We start from the raw sequence: 18,324 nt of genomic DNA, 5'->3' as shown, positions 1-18,324 counted from the left end.
CATGCATAATCACCATTATGCAGCAGGTTTCAGCCGAGATTGTTGCCTGATGCAAGGAAGCTGACCAGGGGAGTCGGGCACCGATCGCAAACTGTCGGTGGCGGCCGGTACAACTCCCCCATGAAGGTTCTCGCAGCTCAGTCGGCGTTCTTCGCTGCCCGGCGTCCTCGCAAGGACTCCCCCCACACCACCGACGCCTACCGCCGCGACCTGGCCGGCATCACCACGTTGCTCTGCGCCCACCTCGACATCGAGGCCGAGCACCTCGAGGTCGACGACCTCACCGCCCATGCTCTACGGGCCGCGTTCGGTGCGTTCGCCGACAGCCACGCCAAGAGTTCCGTGCTCCGCGCTTGGTCCACCTGGAACCAGTTCCTCACCTTCTGCGTGTCCGACAGCCTCCTGGCCGGCAACCCGATGGGGGCAGTGGCCAGACCCAAAACCCCTCCCCTCTCCCCCAAGCCTCTCCGCGGCGAGGACACCCCGGAAGTCCTACTCCGCTCGGTCGCCGACGGTGCCCGACAATCGCGTGACCCCTGGCCGGAGCGTGACGTCCTCGTCATCGCGCTCGGTCTCGTCGCCGGGCTGAGATCCGGCGAGATGCGCACCCTGACAGCGGATTCGCTGGCCGGCCGCGCCGGCGAGATGCGCCTGCACGTGCACGGCAAAGGCAGCCGCGACCGCTCGATCCCGGTCGAGCCGATCATGGCCAAGATCATTGAGACGTACGTCGATTCGTGCGTACAACGCTTTCCACGCAAGCGATTCGGCCGCTCCACCAAGCTCCTGCTGGACCGCACCGGCGAGCCGATCGGTCGTGGCGGCCTCGAGTATCTCGTGAAGTCCTGCTACCGCTGGGCCGGTCTGCACGATCGTGTCCCAGCCGGCGCGAATCTCCACGCTCTGCGCCACACGTTCGCCACCAGGCTCGCCGAGGACGGCGCGACCGCCTCCGAGATCATGCGGCTGCTCGGCCACGCCAGCCTCGCCACCAGCCAGAACTACATCGAGGCCACCGGCCGAGAGCAACGTGCTGCGGCCGCAAGCAACCGCACCTACCGCTCGCTCGACCAAGCAATCGGTGAGAATGAAGCGTGATCAGACAAGACTTCCTCGCCGTCGGTAGGTCCGCGGCGCAGCTGCTGCGCGAGCCGGCGGTCATCGAGGCATGGTCGAAGCCGAGCGCGCTGGAGGAGTTCACTGTGAGCGGTCTGGCGGGTCACCTGGCCTTCCAGGTTCTCGCGATCCCGGAGATCGTCGCGTCACCGATCCCGACCGAGCCGACGATCTCGGTGCTCGACCACTACGCCAGGGTCGAGTGGATCGACGCCGGCCTGGACGACGAGATCAGCCTGCGGATCAGGTCCGGTGGCGATCTCGTCGCGGCGGACGGTCCCGTAGTACTGGCGGATCGGCTGGATGCGGCGCTCGACCAGCTCACCGCCGAGTTGCCGCAGATCGCCGACCGTCCGGTCCGGATCTCGTTGTGGGGGCCGTGGTCGCTGATGCTCGACGACATGTTGCTGACCAGGCTGATGGAGCTGGCCGTGCACTCCGACGATCTGGCCGTCAGTGTGGGGCTGCCGACGCCGGAGCTGCCGCCGAGCGCGGTGGAGACGGTGGTGGGTCTGCTGACGCGACTCTCCGTCCGGCGGCACGGTGCGAGCGCAGTACTGCGTACGCTGTCCCGGGCGGAGCGGGCACCGCGGACGATCACCGCCTTCTGACCCGCGCCGTCCATCTGTGCTGTGAGGAGCTCCGATGTACCGAAGGCTTGTCATCAAGTTGTCCGGCCAGGCGATCGCGGGATCGGCCGAGTTCGGCTTCAACAGCGACAGCCTGACGCATCTGGCGCGTGAGGTGATCGCCGTGCACGAGACCGGCGTCCAGGTGGCGGTGGTCGTCGGCGGCGGGAACGTGTTCCGCGGCAACCGGGCCGAGGACTGGGGTATCGACCGGGTCGAGGCCGACAACATCGGCATGCTCGGCACCGTCATCAACGCGGTGTTGCTGCGCGGCCGGCTGTCGGCGCTCGGTGCGAAGAACGTCCGGCTGATGACCGCGATCCCGATCAACAACCTGGCCGAGCCGTACATCCGGCTGCGCGCGCTGCGCCATCTGGAGAAGGGCGGCATCGTCTTGCTGGCTTGCGGAAACGGCCAGCCGTTCCACACCACCGACTATCCGTCGGTCCAGCGCGCGATCGAGCTGAGCGCGGACGCGCTGCTGGTGGCGAAGAACGGCACCGACGGCGTGTACGACGCCGATCCGAACCAGGTCGCCACGGCCCGCCGTTTCGACCGCCTCAGCTACCAAGAGGTCATCGACAAGGGCCTGGGCGTGATGGACCAGAGCGCGTTCATCCTCGCCCGCGACCACGCACTCCCCCTGCACGTCTTCGACATCGACCACGACGGCGCCGCCGCGGCGATCAGCTCCGGCGCCCACATCGGCACTCTCATCGCTTGACCTCAAAGAGCACGGACCTGGAGCTCCGTCGACAGCGGTAGGTCCGATACCGACGAGCCGACGCGGAGCGTGAAGGTGCCGGGCTCGGTGGTCCAGGTGTTGTCCCAGTACTCGAAGGTATGGGCGTGCAGGGGGACGGTGATCTCGCTGGTTTCGCCTGCCTCCAGGCGGACGACGGCGAAGCCGGCCAGCCAGCGGATCGGGCGATCCACCGTGCTTTCGGGGCGTTCGGCGTACACCTGGATCACATGTTTGCCGGATCGCCGGCCGGTGTTGTGGACGGTCACCGTGACAGAGGTCGCGGAGGCGCGGAGGTTGGACAGCGACCAGGTGGTGTAGCCGAGGCCGTGCCCGAAGGCGAAGGCCGGTTCGGTCCCGGCGCGGAGCCAGGCGCGGTACCCGATGTGGACGCCTTCGTCGTACCTGACCGTGCCGTCCCGCGGAGTGACATCGATGACCGGTACGTCGGACTCCTCGCGCGGCCATGTCGTCGGGAGCCTGCCACCGGGCTCGACGACGCCCAGCAGGACGTCGGCCAGTGCGTTGCCGTACTCCTGGCCGCCGAAGTAGGTGACCAGGAGTGCGGCGACTTCGTCACGCCAGGGCATCAGGACAGGCGAGCCTGCGTTGACGACCACGACAGTCCGTGGGTTCGCTGCGGCAACGGCTCGTACCAGCTCGTCCTGATGGCCGGGGAGCGCGAGGGTGGTCCGGTCGTGGCCTTCGGACTCGACCTTGGAGTTGGTGCCGACCACCACGACCGCTACGTCCGCGGCCCGGGCGGCCGCGACGGCCTCGTCGATCAGCGCCTGCGGGTCCGAGCGGTCCGGCTCGACGCCGACGGTGATGCTCAGGGCGTTGCCGAGACCGCCTTCCGATCGCTGCAACTCCAGTTCCACGCGGACGTCGACCGGACGGCCGGCGATCACGTCGAGCGGGGTGGAGATGGATGGCGGTGACAGCAGCGCGGCGCCGAGGTCCGCCCCGACCGGTACGGCGGTGTCCTCGCGGAGAAGCTTGCCGTCGGCATAGATGCGGCCGCGGCCGACCGAGGCGAACCCGAGCAGCACAGCCCCGGACTCCCCCGGCGTGTACGTCGTACGGAACTCGAAGACCGACGTGTCGCCGACCGGCGCGTTCCCGCCGAGATAGACGAGCGCGCTGGAGAAACGATCCTCGGCGAACAGCTCGGAGCCGTCCTCGGCCAGGAAGCGGGTCCGGGCGCCGGGCTCGCCGGTCTCTGGGTTGGTCATCGTCGACAACGGCAGCTCCGCGACACCTTCTTGCACCACCGCGCCGATCGAGTAGGTCACCTCGGTATCCGGAAGGGCCGCACGGAGTCCGTCGAGCGGTGAGACCACTGACGCCGGGATGACGGTCGCGCTGCCGCCGCCCTGGGTCCGCGCGTCCCGTGCGTTGTGCCCGATCACCGCGATCCGCCGGAGAGTGCTCGCGTTCCAGGGCAGCTCATCGGAGTTGAGCAGCAGAACCGATCCTTCGGCCGCCGCCGAGCGCGCGAAGGCGACGGTGTCGACCTCCGGAACCGCCGCCGGCTTCTCGAACCCTTCGAGGGCGCCGACCCGGGCCGCGAGCGCGAGCAGCCGCAGCACCTTCCGGTCGATCGCCTTCTCCTCGACTTCGCCCGACCGCACGGCCTCGACCAAGGCATCCCCCCAGGCCCCGATCGGGCCCGGCATCGCCAGGTCCTGCGAGTGTTTCGCGCTTTCCACGCTGCGTACGGCGGTCCAGTCGCTGACGACGACGCCGTCGAAGCCCCACTCGCTGTTCAGCGGAGTCTCGAGCAGTTCGTTCTCCGACGCGGTCGCGCCGTTGATCGAGTTGTAGGCGCTCATCACCAGCCACGCCTCGGCCTCGGTGACCGCCTGCTCGAAGGCGAGCAGGTACACCTCGTGCAGTGCGCGCTGGCTGACCACGACGTCCGCGGTGAAGCGGTCGGTCTCGAAGTCGTTCGCGACGTAGTGCTTCGGGGTGGCACCGACGCCGAGCTCCTGCACGCCGGCCACGTAGGCGGCGGCCAGGCCGGCGGTCAGTACAGGATCCTCGCTGAACGCCTCGAAGTGACGCCCGCCGAGGGGCGACCGGTGCAGGTTGATCGTCGGACCGAGGACGACGTCCACCCCTTTGCGGCGGGCTTCGAGTGCGGACACCACGCCGTACCGGTGCGCGATGGCAAGGTCCCAGGACGACGAGAGCGCGGTCGCGGACGGGAGGTTGAGCGATGGGTCGCGCTCGTCCCAGACCGGGCCGCGGACACCGCTGGGACCGTCGGACAGAACCATCGACCGCAGCCCGATGCCGGGCAGCGGGTGGGTCGACCAGAAGTCCTGGCCGGTGAGGAGCTGGACCTTCTGCTCGAGTGTGAGGCGACCGAGGAGATCGGTGAAGTCAGCGGGAGTCGGGCTCATGGGTGTCACTGTAGGCGTGAAAACCGAGTGATGCTAGGTTTTGGGACATGGCACAAAGAGGGCCGTACGCGAAGGGCGTCGCCAAGCGCGAGGAGATCCTGACCGTGGCGCTCGAGGTGATCGCCCGGCAGGGCTATCGCAAGACGTCGACGCGCGAGCTGGCCGGCGCCGTCGGGCTGAGCGAGGCGGGCCTGCTGCACTACTTCGGGTCGAAGGAGAAGCTCTTCGAGGAGGTCCTGCGGGCGCGGGACGAAGCGGACACGACGCGCCTGGGCGACGAGTCCGACGCGGTCGGCAAACTCGGCGCCATCGTGCGGCACAACGCCGACGTTCCGGGTCTCGTCCAGTTGTACTCGACGTTCTCGGCGGAGGCCGGCGATCGGCAGCATGGCGCGCACGAGTACTTCGTGGAGCGTTATCAACGGCTGCGCGAGGCGCTGGCCGAAGGCATTCGGGACCGGCAGACGCGCGGAACGATCAGCACGGCAGCAGATCCGGAGAAGATCGCCACCCTCCTGATCGCCTTGTCCGACGGCCTGCAGATCCAGTCCCAGTTCCGGCTGCCGGACGAGCCGGCAGACCTGTTGGACCATCTGATCGAGCTGTTGCACCCCACGCCACGCAGCTGACAGCCGCCTGCACGCGGAAAACCGATTGCTGCACCGGAGCGGTCTCTGCTGTACTCCGGGTTGCGGCACCTCAGCCAAGTAGTTCTCACCAAGGAGCGCACGGAATGCGACCTCACTTCATGTTCACCCAGGAAGGCCATACCTCCTCTTCAAGGGACATGAAGCTGCGTGCGAACACTGAACTTGGGAATCCTGGCGCATGTCGACGCCGGTAAGACCAGCCTGACCGAGCGGCTCCTCTACGCCGCCGGGGTCATCGACGAGGTCGGCAGCGTCGACGACGGCAGCACCCAGACCGACTCGCTCGCGCTGGAACGCCGGCGCGGGATCACGATCAAGTCCGCGGTCGTGTCGTTCGCGATCGACGACGTCACGGTCAACCTGATCGACACTCCCGGCCACCCGGATTTCATCGCCGAGGTGGAACGGGCGCTCAGCGTGCTCGACGGCGCGGTGCTGGTCATCTCGGCGGTCGAGGGCGTCCAGGCGCAGACGCGCGTCCTGATGCGGACCCTGCAACGGCTCCGGATCCCGACCCTGATCTTCGTCAACAAGCTCGACCGCCGCGGCGCCCGGGCGCCCGAGTTGCTGAAGAGCATCGGGGAACGGTTGTCGGCCGGTGTCATCGCGATGGGAGCGGCGACCGGTCTGGGCAGCCCGGGCGCCGGCTTCACGCAGTACGGACAGGCCGATCCCGACTTCTTGCAGATGTTGATCGAGGTACTTGCCGTCAATGACGATCAACTGTTGACGGCCTTCGTCGAGAACGAGCATGCGCTGTCGTACGACGTCCTGCGAGGCAAGCTGGTCGAGCAGACGCGGCGGGCGCTCGTGCATCCGGTGTACTTCGGATCGGCGATCACCGGCGCCGGGATCGACGAACTGCTCGCGGCGATCCGCGAACTGCTGCCCGCGGCCGAGGGTGACGTCGACGGACCTGTGTCGGGGTCGGTGTTCAAGGTCGAGCGTGGACGGGCCGGGGAGAAGATCGCGTTCGTGCGGATGTTCTCCGGTGCGATCCGGACCCGGGATCGCCTGCGGTTCCACGGCGACCGGGAGTCGAAGGTGACGTCGATCAGCGTGTTCGACGGTGGTTCCGTGCTGACCCGGCCGGAGGTCACCGCTGGGCAGATCGGCAAGCTGTGGGGACTCGGCGAGATCCAGATCGGTGATGTGATCGGGGTCGAGGGCAGCAGCGCCGAGAGCGGCTACTTCGCTCCCCCGACGCTGGAGACGGTGATCGCGCCGGTGCGGCCGTCGGACAAGGGCAATCTGCAGGTGGCGCTGTCTCAGCTCGCTGAGCAGGATCCGTTGATCAACCTGCGGCAGGACGACATCCGCCAGGAGACCTTCGTGTCCCTGTACGGCGAGGTACAGAAGGAGGTCATCCAGGCGACGCTGGCCGGCGAGTTCGGGATCGACGTCACGTTCCGGGAGACGACGACGATCTGCATCGAGCGGCTGGACGGGATCGGGACCGCGGTCGAGTTCAACAAGCAGGACCCGAACCCGTTCCTCGCGACCGTCGGGCTGCGGGTCGAGCCGGCGCCGGTCAACGAAGGGGTCAGCTTCCGGCTCGAGGTCGAGTTGGGCTCGATGCCGTACGCGTTCATCAAGGCGGTCGAGGAGACCGTTCACGACACGCTGCGGCAGGGCATCCACGGCTGGCAGATCCCGGACGTGCAGGTGGTGATGACCCACTCGGGCTACTCGGCGCGGCAGAGTCACGCGCATGCGGTCTTCGACAAGAGCATGTCGAGCACGGCCGGCGACTTCCGCAATCTCACGCCGCTGGTCTTGATGACGGCGCTGCGGGAGGCCGGTACGACGGTGTACGAGCCGATGCATCACTTCCAGTTGGAGATCCCGACGGACACGGCTCGCGGCGTACTGGCAGCGCTGGCTCGGCTCCGGGCGATCCCGCAGGTGCCGGCGTTGGGCGCTGAGACCTCTGTCCTGGAAGGGGAAATCCCGGCAGCTGCTGTCTACCAACTGGAGCAGCAGTTGCCCGGGCTGTCCCGTGGCGAGGGTGTGCTGGAGTCGTCGTTCGAGCGGTATCAGCCCGTCACGGGTCCGATTCCCAACCGTCCACGCACCGACAACGATCCGCTCAACCGTCGCGACTACCTGCTGCACGTCCTCCGGCGAGTGTGACCAAGGCCTTCTCGACCTCGGCGAGGCGGAGGTCTCGTACCTCGCGGAGGCTGAAGGCGCCGCCGCGGTGGGGGCTGAGGACGACGTTCGGGAGTTCGTGGAAAGGCTCGGCCGATGCTGCTACTCCGGTGGCGGCGTCGGCCGAGGACGCCTCGGTCCACCAGACGTCGAGGCCGGCGGCGATCTCGCCGGTCAGCAGGCGGTTGTAGAGCGCCTTCTCATCGACCAGGGTGGCGCGTGCGACGTTCACCACCACACTTGGCGTTGGCAACCCGTCGATCACCTCGGCACTGAGCAGCCCGGCTGTCCTTGGTGTCGCGGGTGCAGCCAGTACGACGACCCGCGCGCGGCTGGCGAGAGTGGCGAACTCGTCCGTCGGGTGCACGAGCACGTCGCCATCGGCGTACGGCGAACTGGTACTCCCCCGGATCGCATGCACCTCCATGTCGAGCGCAACCAGCGACCGCGCCACCCGCCGGCCGACCTCGCCGTACCCGACGACCACCGCCGGATGCTCGGCCAGAATCATCGTCGGCGTCGGAGGTACGAACCGGGGCGTCCAGTCACCGACACGCATCGCCTGATCCGCCGGGACCAGAGCACGGGCGGCGGCCAGCACCAACCCAAGCGCGAGCTCAGCCGTCGGCCCGGCCGTGTGGTGAACAGTCCGCACCGCGATCTCCGGGTGAGCACGCAGCAGCTCGGAGGTGGTCGCAGGCACTCCCGCGAACGGAATCACCAACGTACGCAACCGCTTCGATGCCGTCAGCAACTGAAGACTGGGCCGCCCCGCCACCAGCACGTCGTACGCCGCCCCCTCCGGCGGCACGTCGCCATCGCTGAACCACCACTCCGGATGCACCGCCGCCAACCGAGCAGCAGCATCGTCATCCAGTGCGTCCACCCCATGCACCCAGAAGTCGCTCACCGGCGCAAACTACCAACCCCACCCCTCCGGGGTCGGTAGTATGCAGCAGCCGCTCCCGGCGGTGGAGTCACGTCAGCGGGCCGCCCTGGAGCCGCTGGTGGCGGAGTTGGCTCAGCGGTTCTTGGCCAGATAGGACTCGAGGGCGTCTGCGGCGCCGGGTGCGCCGCCTGCGGTGTGGATGTGAGCGGCCATTTCGGCGAGGTTCTTGCGGATGGTCTCGTCGGTGCTGATCTTGTCGACGGTGGCTCGCAAGGCGTCGGGGGTTACGTCGTTGGGGAGGCGGTGGCCTAGGGCTAGCTCGATGACTCGGTTGGCGTTGGCGGATTGTTCGGCGGTCTGGGGGTAGGTTGCCAAGGGCACCTGGTTGAGGAGGGACTCCATCACGGAGTTCATTCCGGCGTGGGAGAGGAAGACGTCCGCGTGTTGCAGGACGAGCGGCTGGGGGAAGTACGGGCGGATGTCGAAGTTGGGTGGGATCTCGCCCAGGTCAGCCAGGTTGACCTCGTTGCCGATTGCCATTGCTACGTTCCAGTTGGTGTTGCCGAAGGCTTTGGCGCAGGTGGTGAAGAAGTCGGGGCGGTCGTTGACGGCGGTACCGAGTGAGATGAAGAGCAGCGGTGAGCCGGGTGAAGTCCAGTCGGAGACGGCGGTACGGGCGCCGATCGCGGGTCCGGCGAAGTGGAAGCGGCCGTCGAAGGTCTCCCCCGACAGCTGGAACTCGCGTGGGATGAAGACCAGGTTCATCGGCGCGATCGCACCCGCGGTGGCGACCGTCTCGAGTGGTACGTCGAAGTCCTTCGCGTACTGCGCTCGTGCGGCCAGGAACTCCTGGAACTTCGGATGCGTCGGGTCGAAGTCGGCCGGCACCAGCGCCTGCGTGAGGTTGAAGTGCTCGTTCCCGGCGAAGTTCGCGACCGTGGACGCTTCCAGCAGCCCGAGCTTGGCGGCGAGGGCTGGGCCGATGAACGTCATCATGTCGTAGACGAACAGGTCCGGCCGGTCGTCGACCAGCCACTTCTCAACCGCCGGCGTCACTCGTCGCGCGCTGTTCACGAAGCTGGACAGCATCCTGGCGAGGTCCTCGGTCGTCTGCCCGGTCCGGGCGACCTTGATCGCCTTCGGCTCCCAATCCAGCTCCACCAACTCGGCCCCGGCCGCTCTGACCGCGTCGCCGAACGCTGGTCCGGTCGCATAAGTCACTCGATGCCCGCGCCGGACAAGCTCGGCGACCAAGGGAAGAGTCGGGTTGATGTGCCCCGCGGCCGGGATGGTCAGGAACGCGATGTGCTCAGCCATTAGACCCACATCGTCTCCACCGCACGCCCCGACCTCCAACCCTTTTACCCGATCAGGCAGTACTACGTACCCGGATCAAGGTCGACGGCCAGCGTCACCGACTTCGGCGCGAACCCCCGGCTCTCGTACAGCCGCAGCGCCGCAGCATTCTCCGAGTACGCCGTGACGTGCATCCGCGCGGCTCCACGCCCCTTGGCCCACTCGACAAACGCATCCACCAATCGCCCGCCAACCCCTTGCCCTCGTTGGTCGCTGCGTACGTACATGCTCACCAGCTCAGCCTTGCTCCCGACCCACATATCCGACGCCTCGGCGAACATCCCGACCAGATGCCCGACGACTGCATCGCCGGCTGGCTTGGTTGCGTCGGGCTACTTCTCGGTGAGGTTGACTCCAGTGGCATCGGGCTACTGCTTGGTGCCGATGACCGCGGTGGCGTAGAGCTCTTCGGAGGTGGTGATGCGGGGGGTGAGGCCGGACTCGGTGAGGAGGGCGGCTGCGATGGGGGCTTGGGCTTCGGTTGTTTCAGTCAGCATGGTGCCTCCGGGGGCCAGCCAGGTGAAGGCTCCGGCGGCTACCTGGCGGAGGATTTCCAGGCCGTCGGTGCCGCCGTCGAGGGTGGTGCGGGGTTCGTGGAGGCGGGCTTCGGCGGGAAGGAAGGGGATTTCGTTGGTGGGGACGTAGGGAACGTTGGAGAGCAGGACGTTGATGCGGCCGCGCAACGCGGGTGGCAGGGCGGCGTACAGGTTGCCTTGGGTGACGTGGCCGCCGAGGGGTTCGACGTTGCGGCGGGCGCAGGCGACTGCCAACGGGTCCAGGTCGGCGGCGTACAAGGTGATGTCGGGTTGACCCGCGTGGACGGCGACGCCGAGGGCGCCCGAGCCGCAGCAGAGGTCTACGACGAGCGAGCCTGGGTGGGTGAGCTGGAGGGCTTCGGCGACCAGGTGTTCGGTGCGGCGGCGTGGGACGAAGACGCCGGGGTCGAGCAGGATGCGCAGGCCGCAGAAGTCCGCGTAGCCGACGATGTGTTCGATGGGCAGCCCGGCGACGCGTTGCTCGACCATGTGGGCGAGCTCGGCGTCGTCGCGGGCTGCCGCGATCAGCAGGTCCGCCTCGTCCTCGGCGAAGACGCAGCCGGCGGCGCGGAGGGCGCTGACGATCGTTGAAGTAGTGATGCGGTCAGATTACTGGAACGCGTCGACCCCGGTCAGCTCGGCGGACAACGTCCACAGCCGGGCGGCCGACGCAGGATCGACGGCATACGGCCGTACTCCGGGCGCATCGTCCGTCGACAACTCGGCGACCTCGCAGTCCTCACAGAAGACCCCGCCCTGACCATCGAGCTGCGGCGATGTAGCCGCCCACACGGACGTCGACGCGCCGCCCTCTGGAGTCTTGAACAGATCCGGCCGCGCCAGGTTGCCCTCTTCGTCGATCCACCCGAACCCGACCATCTCCTCCCGCTGCAGGTGCCGCTGCAACGGCGTCAGGATCCCACCCGGGTGCACCGCGAAGGCCCGTACGCCGGAATCCTTGCCCAAGGCATCGAGCTGCACCGCGAAGAGCGAGTTGGCCGTCTTGGCCTGCCCGTACGCCGCCCACTTCTCGTACCCCTGGGTGAACTGCGGGTCGTCCCACCGGATGTCCGACCGCCGATGACCCGACGACGACAACGACACCACCCGCGCACCACCGTCAGCGGCGAGTGCCGGCCACAGCTGGTTGGTCAGCGCGTAGTGCCCGAGGTGGTTGGTGGCGAACTGCGATTCCCAGCCCGGCCCGACCCGCGTCTCCGGGTTGGCCATCACGGCCGCGTTGTTGATCTGGATGTCGATCGACCGGCTGGAGTCGAGAAAGCCCGCGGCGAAGGCCTGCACACTGGCCAAGTCGGCCAGATCCAGCTCACAGACCTCGACACCGGAGATCTCAGCGAGCGCTTCGCGAGCCGCGTCCGGCCGCCGAGCCGGTACGACGACCTCGGCGCCCGCCTTCGCCAGCGCGCGGGTCGTTTCGATCCCGATGCCGGAGTAGCCGCCGGTGACGAGCGCGAGTTTGCCGCTGAGGTCGATGCCTGCGAGGACCTCGTCCGCCTTGGTGCCGTGCCCGAAGCCCGAGCCGATCTTGTGCTGTGGGGTGGTCATGGAACCGACAGTACGAACTAGAGCCGACTCTAGGTCAAGCTCGACTGTCAGGCATCCAGATGTGGATCTGCCTTCAGTGACTCGGCGAGGCGCTGGAGGGCTGGATTCGGGCTGTCCGGACTCCACGCCGCGTGCAGCGTCACCGAGTGCGCGTCCGCCGCGTCCAGCTCGCGGTACCGCACCCCCTGCACGCCCATCGCCATGATCGACCGCGGGATCAGCGCGCACCCCAGCCCGGCCCGCACCAGCGCGAGCATCGTCGGTACCTGCGACGCGAGCTGGCTGACGGCGTACCGGTTCATCCCGATCATCGCGGCGCAGATGTCGTGCAGGTACTGCGACCCTTCGGGGCTGTAGCCGATGTAGTCGTCCGTCACGTCGGCCAGCGAGACAGCGCTCTGTCCGTCGGCCAGCTTGTGATCGGCCGGTACGGCGAGCACGAGATCCTCCGAATGCACCAGCACCGAGTCGAACTGCGCCGGAATCGGCGGCCGGACGATGCCCAGATCGATCTCCAGATTCGCCAGCGCCTCGAACTGATCCGGACTCACCAGCTCGGTCAGCTCCGCCGTCACCGCCGGGGTCCGCTTGCTCACCATCGTCAGGAAGTCGGCCAGTACGGCGTACGCCCCGATCGCCGTGAACGCGATCCGCAGCGTCCCGGTCTGCCCGTCGGCCGCGCGCCGAGCCGCATCGGGCGCGACCTCGAGCAACGCGAGCACCCGCCGCGAGTGCTCGAGGAAGACCTGGCCGGCCGCCGTGAGCCGCACTCCCCTGCCGGTCCGATCGAACAGGCTGACGCCCAAAGAGCGCTCCAGCCCCTGGATCTGCCGGGTCAGCGGCGGCTGGGTCAGGTTGAGCCGCTGGGCCGCGCGACCGAAATGCTGCTCCTCGGCGACCGCGACGAATCCACGCAACTGCTGCAGGGACAGATCCATGGCGATGCCCTCACGGTATCGGTCGATGCGGAAATGGGTTTGGACGAGCATAACGGAAAGCCCTTACCGTCGGGTCAACGAGATCCGACCTGAGGAGTCAGCTTGTCCACACTTGCCGTGGTGATGACGCCCGACCGCGCCGACGACGTCTGCAGCCCACAGACCCGGGAGCTGCTCAACCAGCGGTTCGACGTCAGCTGGGCCGGTTCCGACCTGAGCCCCGAGGTGGTCGCCGAGCTCGCCGCCGGGAGCGACGTGCTCCTGACCAGCTGGGGCACGCCGCATCTCGACAAGGCGCTCTGGGCGGACGGCAACGGACCGAAGGTGGTCGCGCACGCGGCCGGCTCGGTCAAGAAGCTCGTCGACCCGGCGATCCTCGGCCAGGGCGTCGCCGTCTTCTCCGCCGGCACCCGGATCGCCTGGTCGGTCGGCGAGTACTGCCTCGCCTCGATGCTCACGCTGGCCCGCCGGCTCCCCCAGGTCGACCAGGCACTCCGCGCCGGCGGCTGGAAACAACCGCAGCTCAGAGGTGGCGAGCTCGCCGGCCAGCAGGTCGGCATCCTCGGCGCCAGCTCGACCGCCCGCGCGCTGATCACGCTGCTCAAGCCGTTCGGTTGCGACGTCGTCGTCTACGACCCGTACCTGACCAGCGAGCGCGCGCAGCAACTCGGCGTACGGGTGGTCGAGCTGGAGGAGGCGTTGCACTCCCGGTTCGTCTCCATCCATGTGCCGGATGTGCCGGAGACGCGTGGGCTGGTGACGCGGAAGCTGATCGAGCAACTGCCGGACGGCGCGATCGTCGTCAACTCTTCTCGCGGACCGGCCGTCGACCAGCCGGCGTTGCTGGAGCACTGCCTCGACGGGCGGCTGTTCGCGGCGCTCGATGTGTACGATCCGGAGCCGCCGAAGTTCGGACCCGATGTGCTCGCGGCGTCGAACCTGCTGCTGACCCCGCACATCGCGGGCGACACGGTCGAAGGGCATCTCGCCTTGGCGGGCTACGTCGTCGAGGACGTCATCAGGTGGCTCGAGGACGGCGTTCGCGGGCCGGGCTTCGTGGATCCCGCGGTCTGGGCGATCGCGGCATGAGCAGGATCAGGTCGGTCGAGGTCTTCCCGGTCGCGGTGCCGTTCGCGCGGCAGTTCGTGCTGGGCAGCGGTGCGGTCGGTTCGCCCGACAAGACGCAGGACCAGGCGGCGGCAGTGGTTTTCGTGAAGCTCACGACCGAGGACGGGGTGGTCGGTTGGGGTGAGCAGAGAGCGCTGCCCAGCTGGAGTTACGAGACGGCGGAGACGATCGCGGTGGTGATCAAGCGTCATCTCGAGCCGATTCTGCTGGAGCTGACGCCGTTCGACGTCGAGTTGTTTCACCAGCGGGTGACGAAGCGGTTGAGTCCTGCGGTCTCGAACGGCTTTCCGTTCGCGCGGGCAGCGGTCGACCTTGCCATGCACGATGCTGCGGGGAAGCTGGCCGGCGTACCGGTGCATGCGTTGCTCGGCGGGAAACTGCATGACGAGATTCCGCTCTGCTCGGCGATCGGCGTCGGGGCTCCGGACGTCGTGCGGGAGCACGCTCAGCAGTCGTCGGACTATTCGGCGTACAAGGTGAAGATCGGGGGCGACCTGGACTCGGACGCGGCCGCGATCGAGACGGTCGCGGAAGTGGCCGGCGCCAAGCCGCTGTGGCTTGACGCCAACCAGTCGTACCGGCCGAGTGCGCTCAAACAACTCCTCGACCGGACCAGCCATGTCCGGACGATTCATTGCGTCGAGCAACCGGTACCGAGTACCGACACCCTCGCCATGCATCGGCTGCGCGAGCTGATCGACCTGCCGATCGCGATCGACGAGGGCAGCTTCACCGCGCAGGACCTGGCCCGGGCGGTCCGCCTCGACGCCGCTGACCTGGTCGTCGTGAAGATCTGCAAAGCAGGCGGCCTGCGGAACGCGCTGAAGACCGCTCAGGTCGCGCTCTCCAACGGCATCGAGATCCTCGCCAGCGGCCTGACCGACTGCGGCATCGGCTTCGCGGCCGCCCTGCATCTGTTCAGCCAGCTCGAGCTGGCACTGCCCGCGGAGCTGAACGGTCCCGAGCTGCTGGAGGACCTGTACGTCGAGGGGCTCACCATCACCAAGGCCGTCGCAACGGTCCCCACCGCGCCCGGTCTGGGCGTCCAGGTCGACGAGGAGCGCATCCGCGCCGAGTCGATCACCCTGCTCTTCACCTAGAGGAGTACAGCAATGTCCCCTGAGCTGTCCCGCCGCAGCTTCCTGAAATACACGGGCGCCGCGGTCGCCGCATCCGGAGTACTCACAGCCTGTTCATCAACGCCCAAGAACGCGGCCACCTGGTCGATGTGGTCCAGCAGTCCCGCCGAACGCAAGGTCTGGAACGCCTTCAGTCAGTACGTCGAGCAGCAACTGAGGGTCGAGTCGATCCCGACCCTCACCCCGTCCGGCCCCTACCCGACCAAGCTCGACCTCCAACTCGTCAGCGGTACCGCGAGCCTGGTCACCGCACTCAACGGCACCCTGATCCCGACGTACGCCTCCCGCGGCGCCCACCGGCCGCTCGACGACCTGATCGCCGCCGACGCCGACTTCAAGACCGACGACTTCTACCCGCTGAGCCGGAAGATCTCGTCCTTCAACGGCAAGACCTACGCGATCGGCTTCGACGTCGCGCCGACGGTCCTGTACTACAACAAGACGATCCTGACCAAGGCCGGGATCGAGCTGCCGTCGAAGACCGAGCCGATGACGTGGGAGACCTTCCGCGATCTCGCCAAGGAGCTGACGAAGCCACCGGACCAGTACGGCTTCACCTGCGCGCCGGCGATCGACGATCTGGTCTCGTGGATCTACTGCGCCGGCGGCAACGTGATGAACGACGACCAGTCGGTCAGCACGCTCAACCGGCCGGAGGCAATGCAGGCGATCCAGTTCGTGATCGACCTGTTCGTCAAGGACCAGGTGACGCCGCCGATCAGCAACCTGGTGACCGAGAGCTCGCTGGCCAACTTCATGGAGGGCAACGTCGCCTTCATGCAGAACGGACCGTGGCAGGTGGTCAACGTCCGGAAGGCGAAGTTCGACTGGGACGTCATCCCGTTCCCGGCGGGGGCTGCCGGCAGTACGCCGAGAGTCTCCGGCTCGTCCTTCGCGATCCCCTCCGGTGTCAAAGGCAAGGATCTCGAGCTGGCCTGGCGACTGCTCAAGACCCTGACCAGCACCGGAGCCCTCGACATCTACGCGAAGGCCGGCCGCAACAACCCAGCCCGCCTGTCCGCGGGCAGCGCGTTCAAGCCGCCGCCCGACAACCTCGGAGTCGTGCAGGACATCCTCGCCGGCAAGGTGGCCGGCGGGCACGCGTTCGACGTGACGACCAACTGGAACCAGGTCAAGCAGCTGCTCGGTCAGGACCTGCCGCGAACGTTCCTCGGCCAGGTGTCCGTGCCGGACGCCATCGACGGGCTGACGCCGCGTCTCGACGTACTGATGAAGCAGCACCAGGACAACATCCGCCAAGCCGAAGCCCGGAAGGGGTGATCCCGGATGGCTGTCGACACCCTGCCGGCAAGACTTCCCAGCAAGCCGAAACCTTCACCGACCGGACCGACGCCACGCTGGCGGAACAAGGAGACGCTGGCCGCCTGGCTGTTCATCCTGCCCAGCCTGATCGGCTTCCTGATCTTCACCGCCGGGCCGGTGGTCGCGGCCGGAGTGATCTCGTTGCTGAACTGGAACCTGTTCAGCAGCCCGACCTGGGCCGGCCTGAAGAACTTCACCCGGCTCGGCCCTGACCCGACCTTCTGGTCGGCGCTGGGAAACACGGCGTACTTCACCTTGGTGAGCGTTCCGTTGACGATCCTGGTGAGTCTCGGGCTGGCCTTGCTGCTCAACCAGGGGCTGCGCCGGATCGCCGTCTTCCGATCACTGCTGCTGTTGCCGTATGCAACGATCACGGTGGCGGTCGCGTTCGTCTGGATCTGGCTCTACATCCCCCACGGTGGCCTGGTGAACACCGTGCTGGGATGGTTCGGCATCGACGGGCCGGCCTGGCTGATCAGCGACCACTGGGCGATGCCCGCGCTGATCGCGATGAGTGTCTGGAAGAGCTTCGGCTTCGGCATGGTCGTCTTCCTGGCCGGCCTGCAGGCGATCCCGCAGCAGCTCTACGAGGCGGCCAGGGTCGACGGCAGTTCGGCCTGGCAGAGCTTCCGCAGCGTCACGCTGCCGATGCTGTCGCCGGCGCTGTTCTTCGTGATCGTGACCTCGATCATCGGCTCGTTCCAGGTCTTCGACCAGGCGCTCATCATGACGAACGGCGGGCCGGGATCGCGCACCACGACGCTCGTCATGTACATCTACCGGACCGGCTTCGAGAACTACGACCAGGGGTACGCCGCGGCGCAGTCGCTGGTCCTGTTCGGGTTCATCGTCGTCATCACCGCGGCACAGTTCGTGCTGCAGCGGAGGCTCGTCCACTATGACAACTAACGCCCTGACCCCGCTGCTCAAGAACCCGGTGGCGACTCGCAAGCTGGTCGTGTTCGCCTGCTACCTGGTCACCGCTCTGACGCTGGTACCGGTCGTGATGATGGTGCTGGTCGCGTTCCAGTCCGATGCGGAGTCGATGGCTGCGCAGCCGTCGTTCTGGCCGAGCAGTTGGCATCCGGAGAATCTGAAGCGGGCCTTCGAGCTGGTCCCGCTCGGCCGGTACCTGCTCAACACGATCATCTTCGCGGCCGGTACGACGCTGCTGGAGACCGTGACGGCCGCGCTGGCGGCGTACGCGTTCGCCCGGCTGAACTTTCCCGGCCGGAACTGGCTGTTCGGGATCTACCTGGCGACGCTGATGATCCCGTCGCAGGTGACGCTGATCCCGCAGTTCATCCTGGTCGCGAAGCTGCACGGCATCGACACCTGGCCGGGGATGATCCTGCCGCACGCGTTCACCGCGCTCGGCGTCTTCCTGCTGCGGCAGTTCTTCCTCGGCATCCCGCGCGACTACGAGGAGGCCGCCCGGCTGGACGGCGCCAATCGGTGGCAGGCGTTCACCCGGGTGATCGTGCCGCTGGCGGTGCCGGCGATCGCGACGCTCGCGGTGTTCAAGTTCATCGGTCAGTGGAACAACCTCCTGTGGCCGCTTGTCATCTCCAACAGCGACTCCACCCGTACGGCGGCCGTCGGGCTGCAGGTCTTCCAGGACACCAACGGCACGCAGTGGAACCTGCTGTTGATGGCCGCGACCATCACCACCGTCCCGTTGATCGTGCTCTTCTTCCTCACCCAACGCTGGTTCGTCCGAGGCATCACCATGAGCGGGCTCGGAGGCCGCTGA

Annotated in this window: 17 protein-coding genes; 10 read left to right on the top strand and 7 right to left on the bottom strand. The window is 67.6% G+C overall.

Annotated features, from left to right (window positions below):
• The first annotated feature begins 120 nt into the window (after positions 1-120).
• From ABD768_RS02475 to pyrH, 3 genes are read left to right on the top strand one after another with little or no spacing between them, the layout of a single operon-like run.
• Positions 121-1,098: a tyrosine-type recombinase/integrase gene (locus ABD768_RS02475; RefSeq protein WP_344836824.1), complete on the top strand. Its 978-nt coding sequence runs from the start codon at positions 121-123 to the stop codon at positions 1,096-1,098.
• Positions 1,095-1,727 carry a maleylpyruvate isomerase N-terminal domain-containing protein gene (locus ABD768_RS02470; protein WP_344836822.1) on the top strand — a complete coding sequence of 211 codons (633 nt, stop codon included), beginning with the start codon at positions 1,095-1,097 and terminating at the stop codon, positions 1,725-1,727. The genes ABD768_RS02475 and ABD768_RS02470 overlap by 4 nt, the downstream gene beginning before the upstream one ends.
• 34 nt (positions 1,728-1,761) lie before the next feature.
• Positions 1,762-2,469: a UMP kinase gene (pyrH, locus tag ABD768_RS02465; protein ID WP_344836820.1), complete on the top strand. Its 708-nt coding sequence runs from the start codon at positions 1,762-1,764 to the stop codon at positions 2,467-2,469.
• A gap of 2 nt (positions 2,470-2,471) precedes the next feature.
• Here pyrH and ABD768_RS02460 read toward each other — a convergent pair whose 3' ends face one another.
• Complete coding sequence (locus ABD768_RS02460; protein ID WP_344836817.1) at positions 2,472-4,895, bottom strand: glycoside hydrolase family 3 protein; 2,424 nt, start codon at positions 4,893-4,895, stop codon at positions 2,472-2,474.
• Positions 4,896-4,942: 47 nt separating this feature from the next.
• Here ABD768_RS02460 and ABD768_RS02455 point away from each other — a divergent pair, with 47 nt between their 5' ends.
• Both ABD768_RS02455 and ABD768_RS02450 read left to right on the top strand, forming a co-directional pair.
• Complete coding sequence (locus ABD768_RS02455) at positions 4,943-5,524, top strand: TetR/AcrR family transcriptional regulator (protein ID WP_344836814.1); 582 nt, start codon at positions 4,943-4,945, stop codon at positions 5,522-5,524.
• A 168-nt stretch (positions 5,525-5,692) separates the two neighbouring features.
• Complete coding sequence (locus tag ABD768_RS02450; RefSeq protein WP_344836811.1) at positions 5,693-7,678, top strand: GTP-binding protein; 1,986 nt, start codon at positions 5,693-5,695, stop codon at positions 7,676-7,678.
• Here the strand turns inward: ABD768_RS02450 and ABD768_RS02445 are convergent.
• The 6 genes from ABD768_RS02445 to ABD768_RS02420 form a co-directional block, all read right to left on the bottom strand.
• Positions 7,635-8,606, bottom strand: coding sequence for an NAD(P)-dependent oxidoreductase (locus tag ABD768_RS02445; protein WP_344836808.1), 972 nt, complete (start codon positions 8,604-8,606; stop codon positions 7,635-7,637). The genes ABD768_RS02450 and ABD768_RS02445 overlap by 44 nt on opposite strands.
• Positions 8,607-8,717: 111 nt before the next feature.
• Positions 8,718-9,902: a macrolide family glycosyltransferase gene (locus ABD768_RS02440; protein WP_344836806.1), complete on the bottom strand. Its 1,185-nt coding sequence runs from the start codon at positions 9,900-9,902 to the stop codon at positions 8,718-8,720.
• Between the two features lie 62 nt (positions 9,903-9,964).
• Complete coding sequence (locus ABD768_RS02435; RefSeq protein ID WP_343979501.1) at positions 9,965-10,231, bottom strand: GNAT family N-acetyltransferase; 267 nt, start codon at positions 10,229-10,231, stop codon at positions 9,965-9,967.
• Between the two features lie 78 nt (positions 10,232-10,309).
• A complete protein-coding gene (locus ABD768_RS02430; RefSeq protein ID WP_344838648.1) occupies positions 10,310-11,062 on the bottom strand; it encodes a putative protein N(5)-glutamine methyltransferase in 753 nt (250 codons plus the stop codon).
• A 24-nt stretch (positions 11,063-11,086) separates the two neighbouring features.
• Positions 11,087-12,043: an SDR family NAD(P)-dependent oxidoreductase gene (locus ABD768_RS02425; RefSeq protein WP_344836802.1), complete on the bottom strand. Its 957-nt coding sequence runs from the start codon at positions 12,041-12,043 to the stop codon at positions 11,087-11,089.
• A 47-nt stretch (positions 12,044-12,090) separates the two neighbouring features.
• Positions 12,091-12,981, bottom strand: coding sequence for a LysR family transcriptional regulator (locus ABD768_RS02420; protein ID WP_344836799.1), 891 nt, complete (start codon positions 12,979-12,981; stop codon positions 12,091-12,093).
• Positions 12,982-13,083: 102 nt separating this feature from the next.
• Between ABD768_RS02420 and ABD768_RS02415 the strand changes: the two genes are divergently transcribed.
• The 5 genes from ABD768_RS02415 to ABD768_RS02395 are packed head-to-tail and all read left to right on the top strand — an operon-like array spanning position 13,084 to position 18,324.
• The gene (locus ABD768_RS02415; protein WP_344836797.1) at positions 13,084-14,070 is read left to right on the top strand and encodes a hydroxyacid dehydrogenase; all 987 of its coding nucleotides are present in this window, start codon (positions 13,084-13,086) and stop codon (positions 14,068-14,070) included.
• The gene (locus ABD768_RS02410) at positions 14,067-15,209 is read left to right on the top strand and encodes a mandelate racemase/muconate lactonizing enzyme family protein (protein WP_344836794.1); all 1,143 of its coding nucleotides are present in this window, start codon (positions 14,067-14,069) and stop codon (positions 15,207-15,209) included. The genes ABD768_RS02415 and ABD768_RS02410 overlap by 4 nt, the downstream gene beginning before the upstream one ends.
• A 12-nt stretch (positions 15,210-15,221) precedes the next feature.
• Complete coding sequence (locus tag ABD768_RS02405; protein ID WP_344836791.1) at positions 15,222-16,529, top strand: extracellular solute-binding protein; 1,308 nt, start codon at positions 15,222-15,224, stop codon at positions 16,527-16,529.
• Positions 16,530-16,535: 6 nt separating this feature from the next.
• Complete coding sequence (locus ABD768_RS02400) at positions 16,536-17,480, top strand: carbohydrate ABC transporter permease (protein WP_343979343.1); 945 nt, start codon at positions 16,536-16,538, stop codon at positions 17,478-17,480.
• Complete coding sequence (locus ABD768_RS02395; RefSeq protein WP_343979346.1) at positions 17,470-18,324, top strand: carbohydrate ABC transporter permease; 855 nt, start codon at positions 17,470-17,472, stop codon at positions 18,322-18,324. Before ABD768_RS02400 ends, ABD768_RS02395 begins: the two co-directional genes overlap by 11 nt.

It is taken from the genome of Kribbella ginsengisoli (genome assembly GCF_039537185.1).
Lineage (GTDB): Bacteria > Actinomycetota > Actinomycetes > Propionibacteriales > Kribbellaceae > Kribbella > Kribbella koreensis.
Note: the sequence above shows the minus strand (reverse complement) of the source record. Positions and strands in the feature narration are given on the sequence as shown.

What these genes read in the sequence shown, in the direction of transcription:
- ABD768_RS02475 (WP_344836824.1), top strand. Translation starts at nt 121, where the DNA reads ATGAAGGTTCTCGCAGCTCAGTCGGCGTTCTTCGCTGCCCGGCGTCCT.
- pyrH (WP_344836820.1), top strand. Translation starts at nt 1,762, where the DNA reads ATGTACCGAAGGCTTGTCATCAAGTTGTCCGGCCAGGCGATCGCGGGA.
- ABD768_RS02460 (WP_344836817.1), bottom strand. Translation starts at nt 4,895, where the DNA reads ATGAGCCCGACTCCCGCTGACTTCACCGATCTCCTCGGTCGCCTCACA.
- ABD768_RS02455 (WP_344836814.1), top strand. Translation starts at nt 4,943, where the DNA reads ATGGCACAAAGAGGGCCGTACGCGAAGGGCGTCGCCAAGCGCGAGGAG.
- ABD768_RS02440 (WP_344836806.1), bottom strand. Translation starts at nt 9,902, where the DNA reads ATGGCTGAGCACATCGCGTTCCTGACCATCCCGGCCGCGGGGCACATC.
- ABD768_RS02425 (WP_344836802.1), bottom strand. Translation starts at nt 12,043, where the DNA reads ATGACCACCCCACAGCACAAGATCGGCTCGGGCTTCGGGCACGGCACC.
- ABD768_RS02420 (WP_344836799.1), bottom strand. Translation starts at nt 12,981, where the DNA reads ATGGATCTGTCCCTGCAGCAGTTGCGTGGATTCGTCGCGGTCGCCGAG.
- ABD768_RS02410 (WP_344836794.1), top strand. Translation starts at nt 14,067, where the DNA reads ATGAGCAGGATCAGGTCGGTCGAGGTCTTCCCGGTCGCGGTGCCGTTC.
- ABD768_RS02405 (WP_344836791.1), top strand. Translation starts at nt 15,222, where the DNA reads ATGTCCCCTGAGCTGTCCCGCCGCAGCTTCCTGAAATACACGGGCGCC.
- ABD768_RS02400 (WP_343979343.1), top strand. Translation starts at nt 16,536, where the DNA reads ATGGCTGTCGACACCCTGCCGGCAAGACTTCCCAGCAAGCCGAAACCT.
- ABD768_RS02395 (WP_343979346.1), top strand. Translation starts at nt 17,470, where the DNA reads ATGACAACTAACGCCCTGACCCCGCTGCTCAAGAACCCGGTGGCGACT.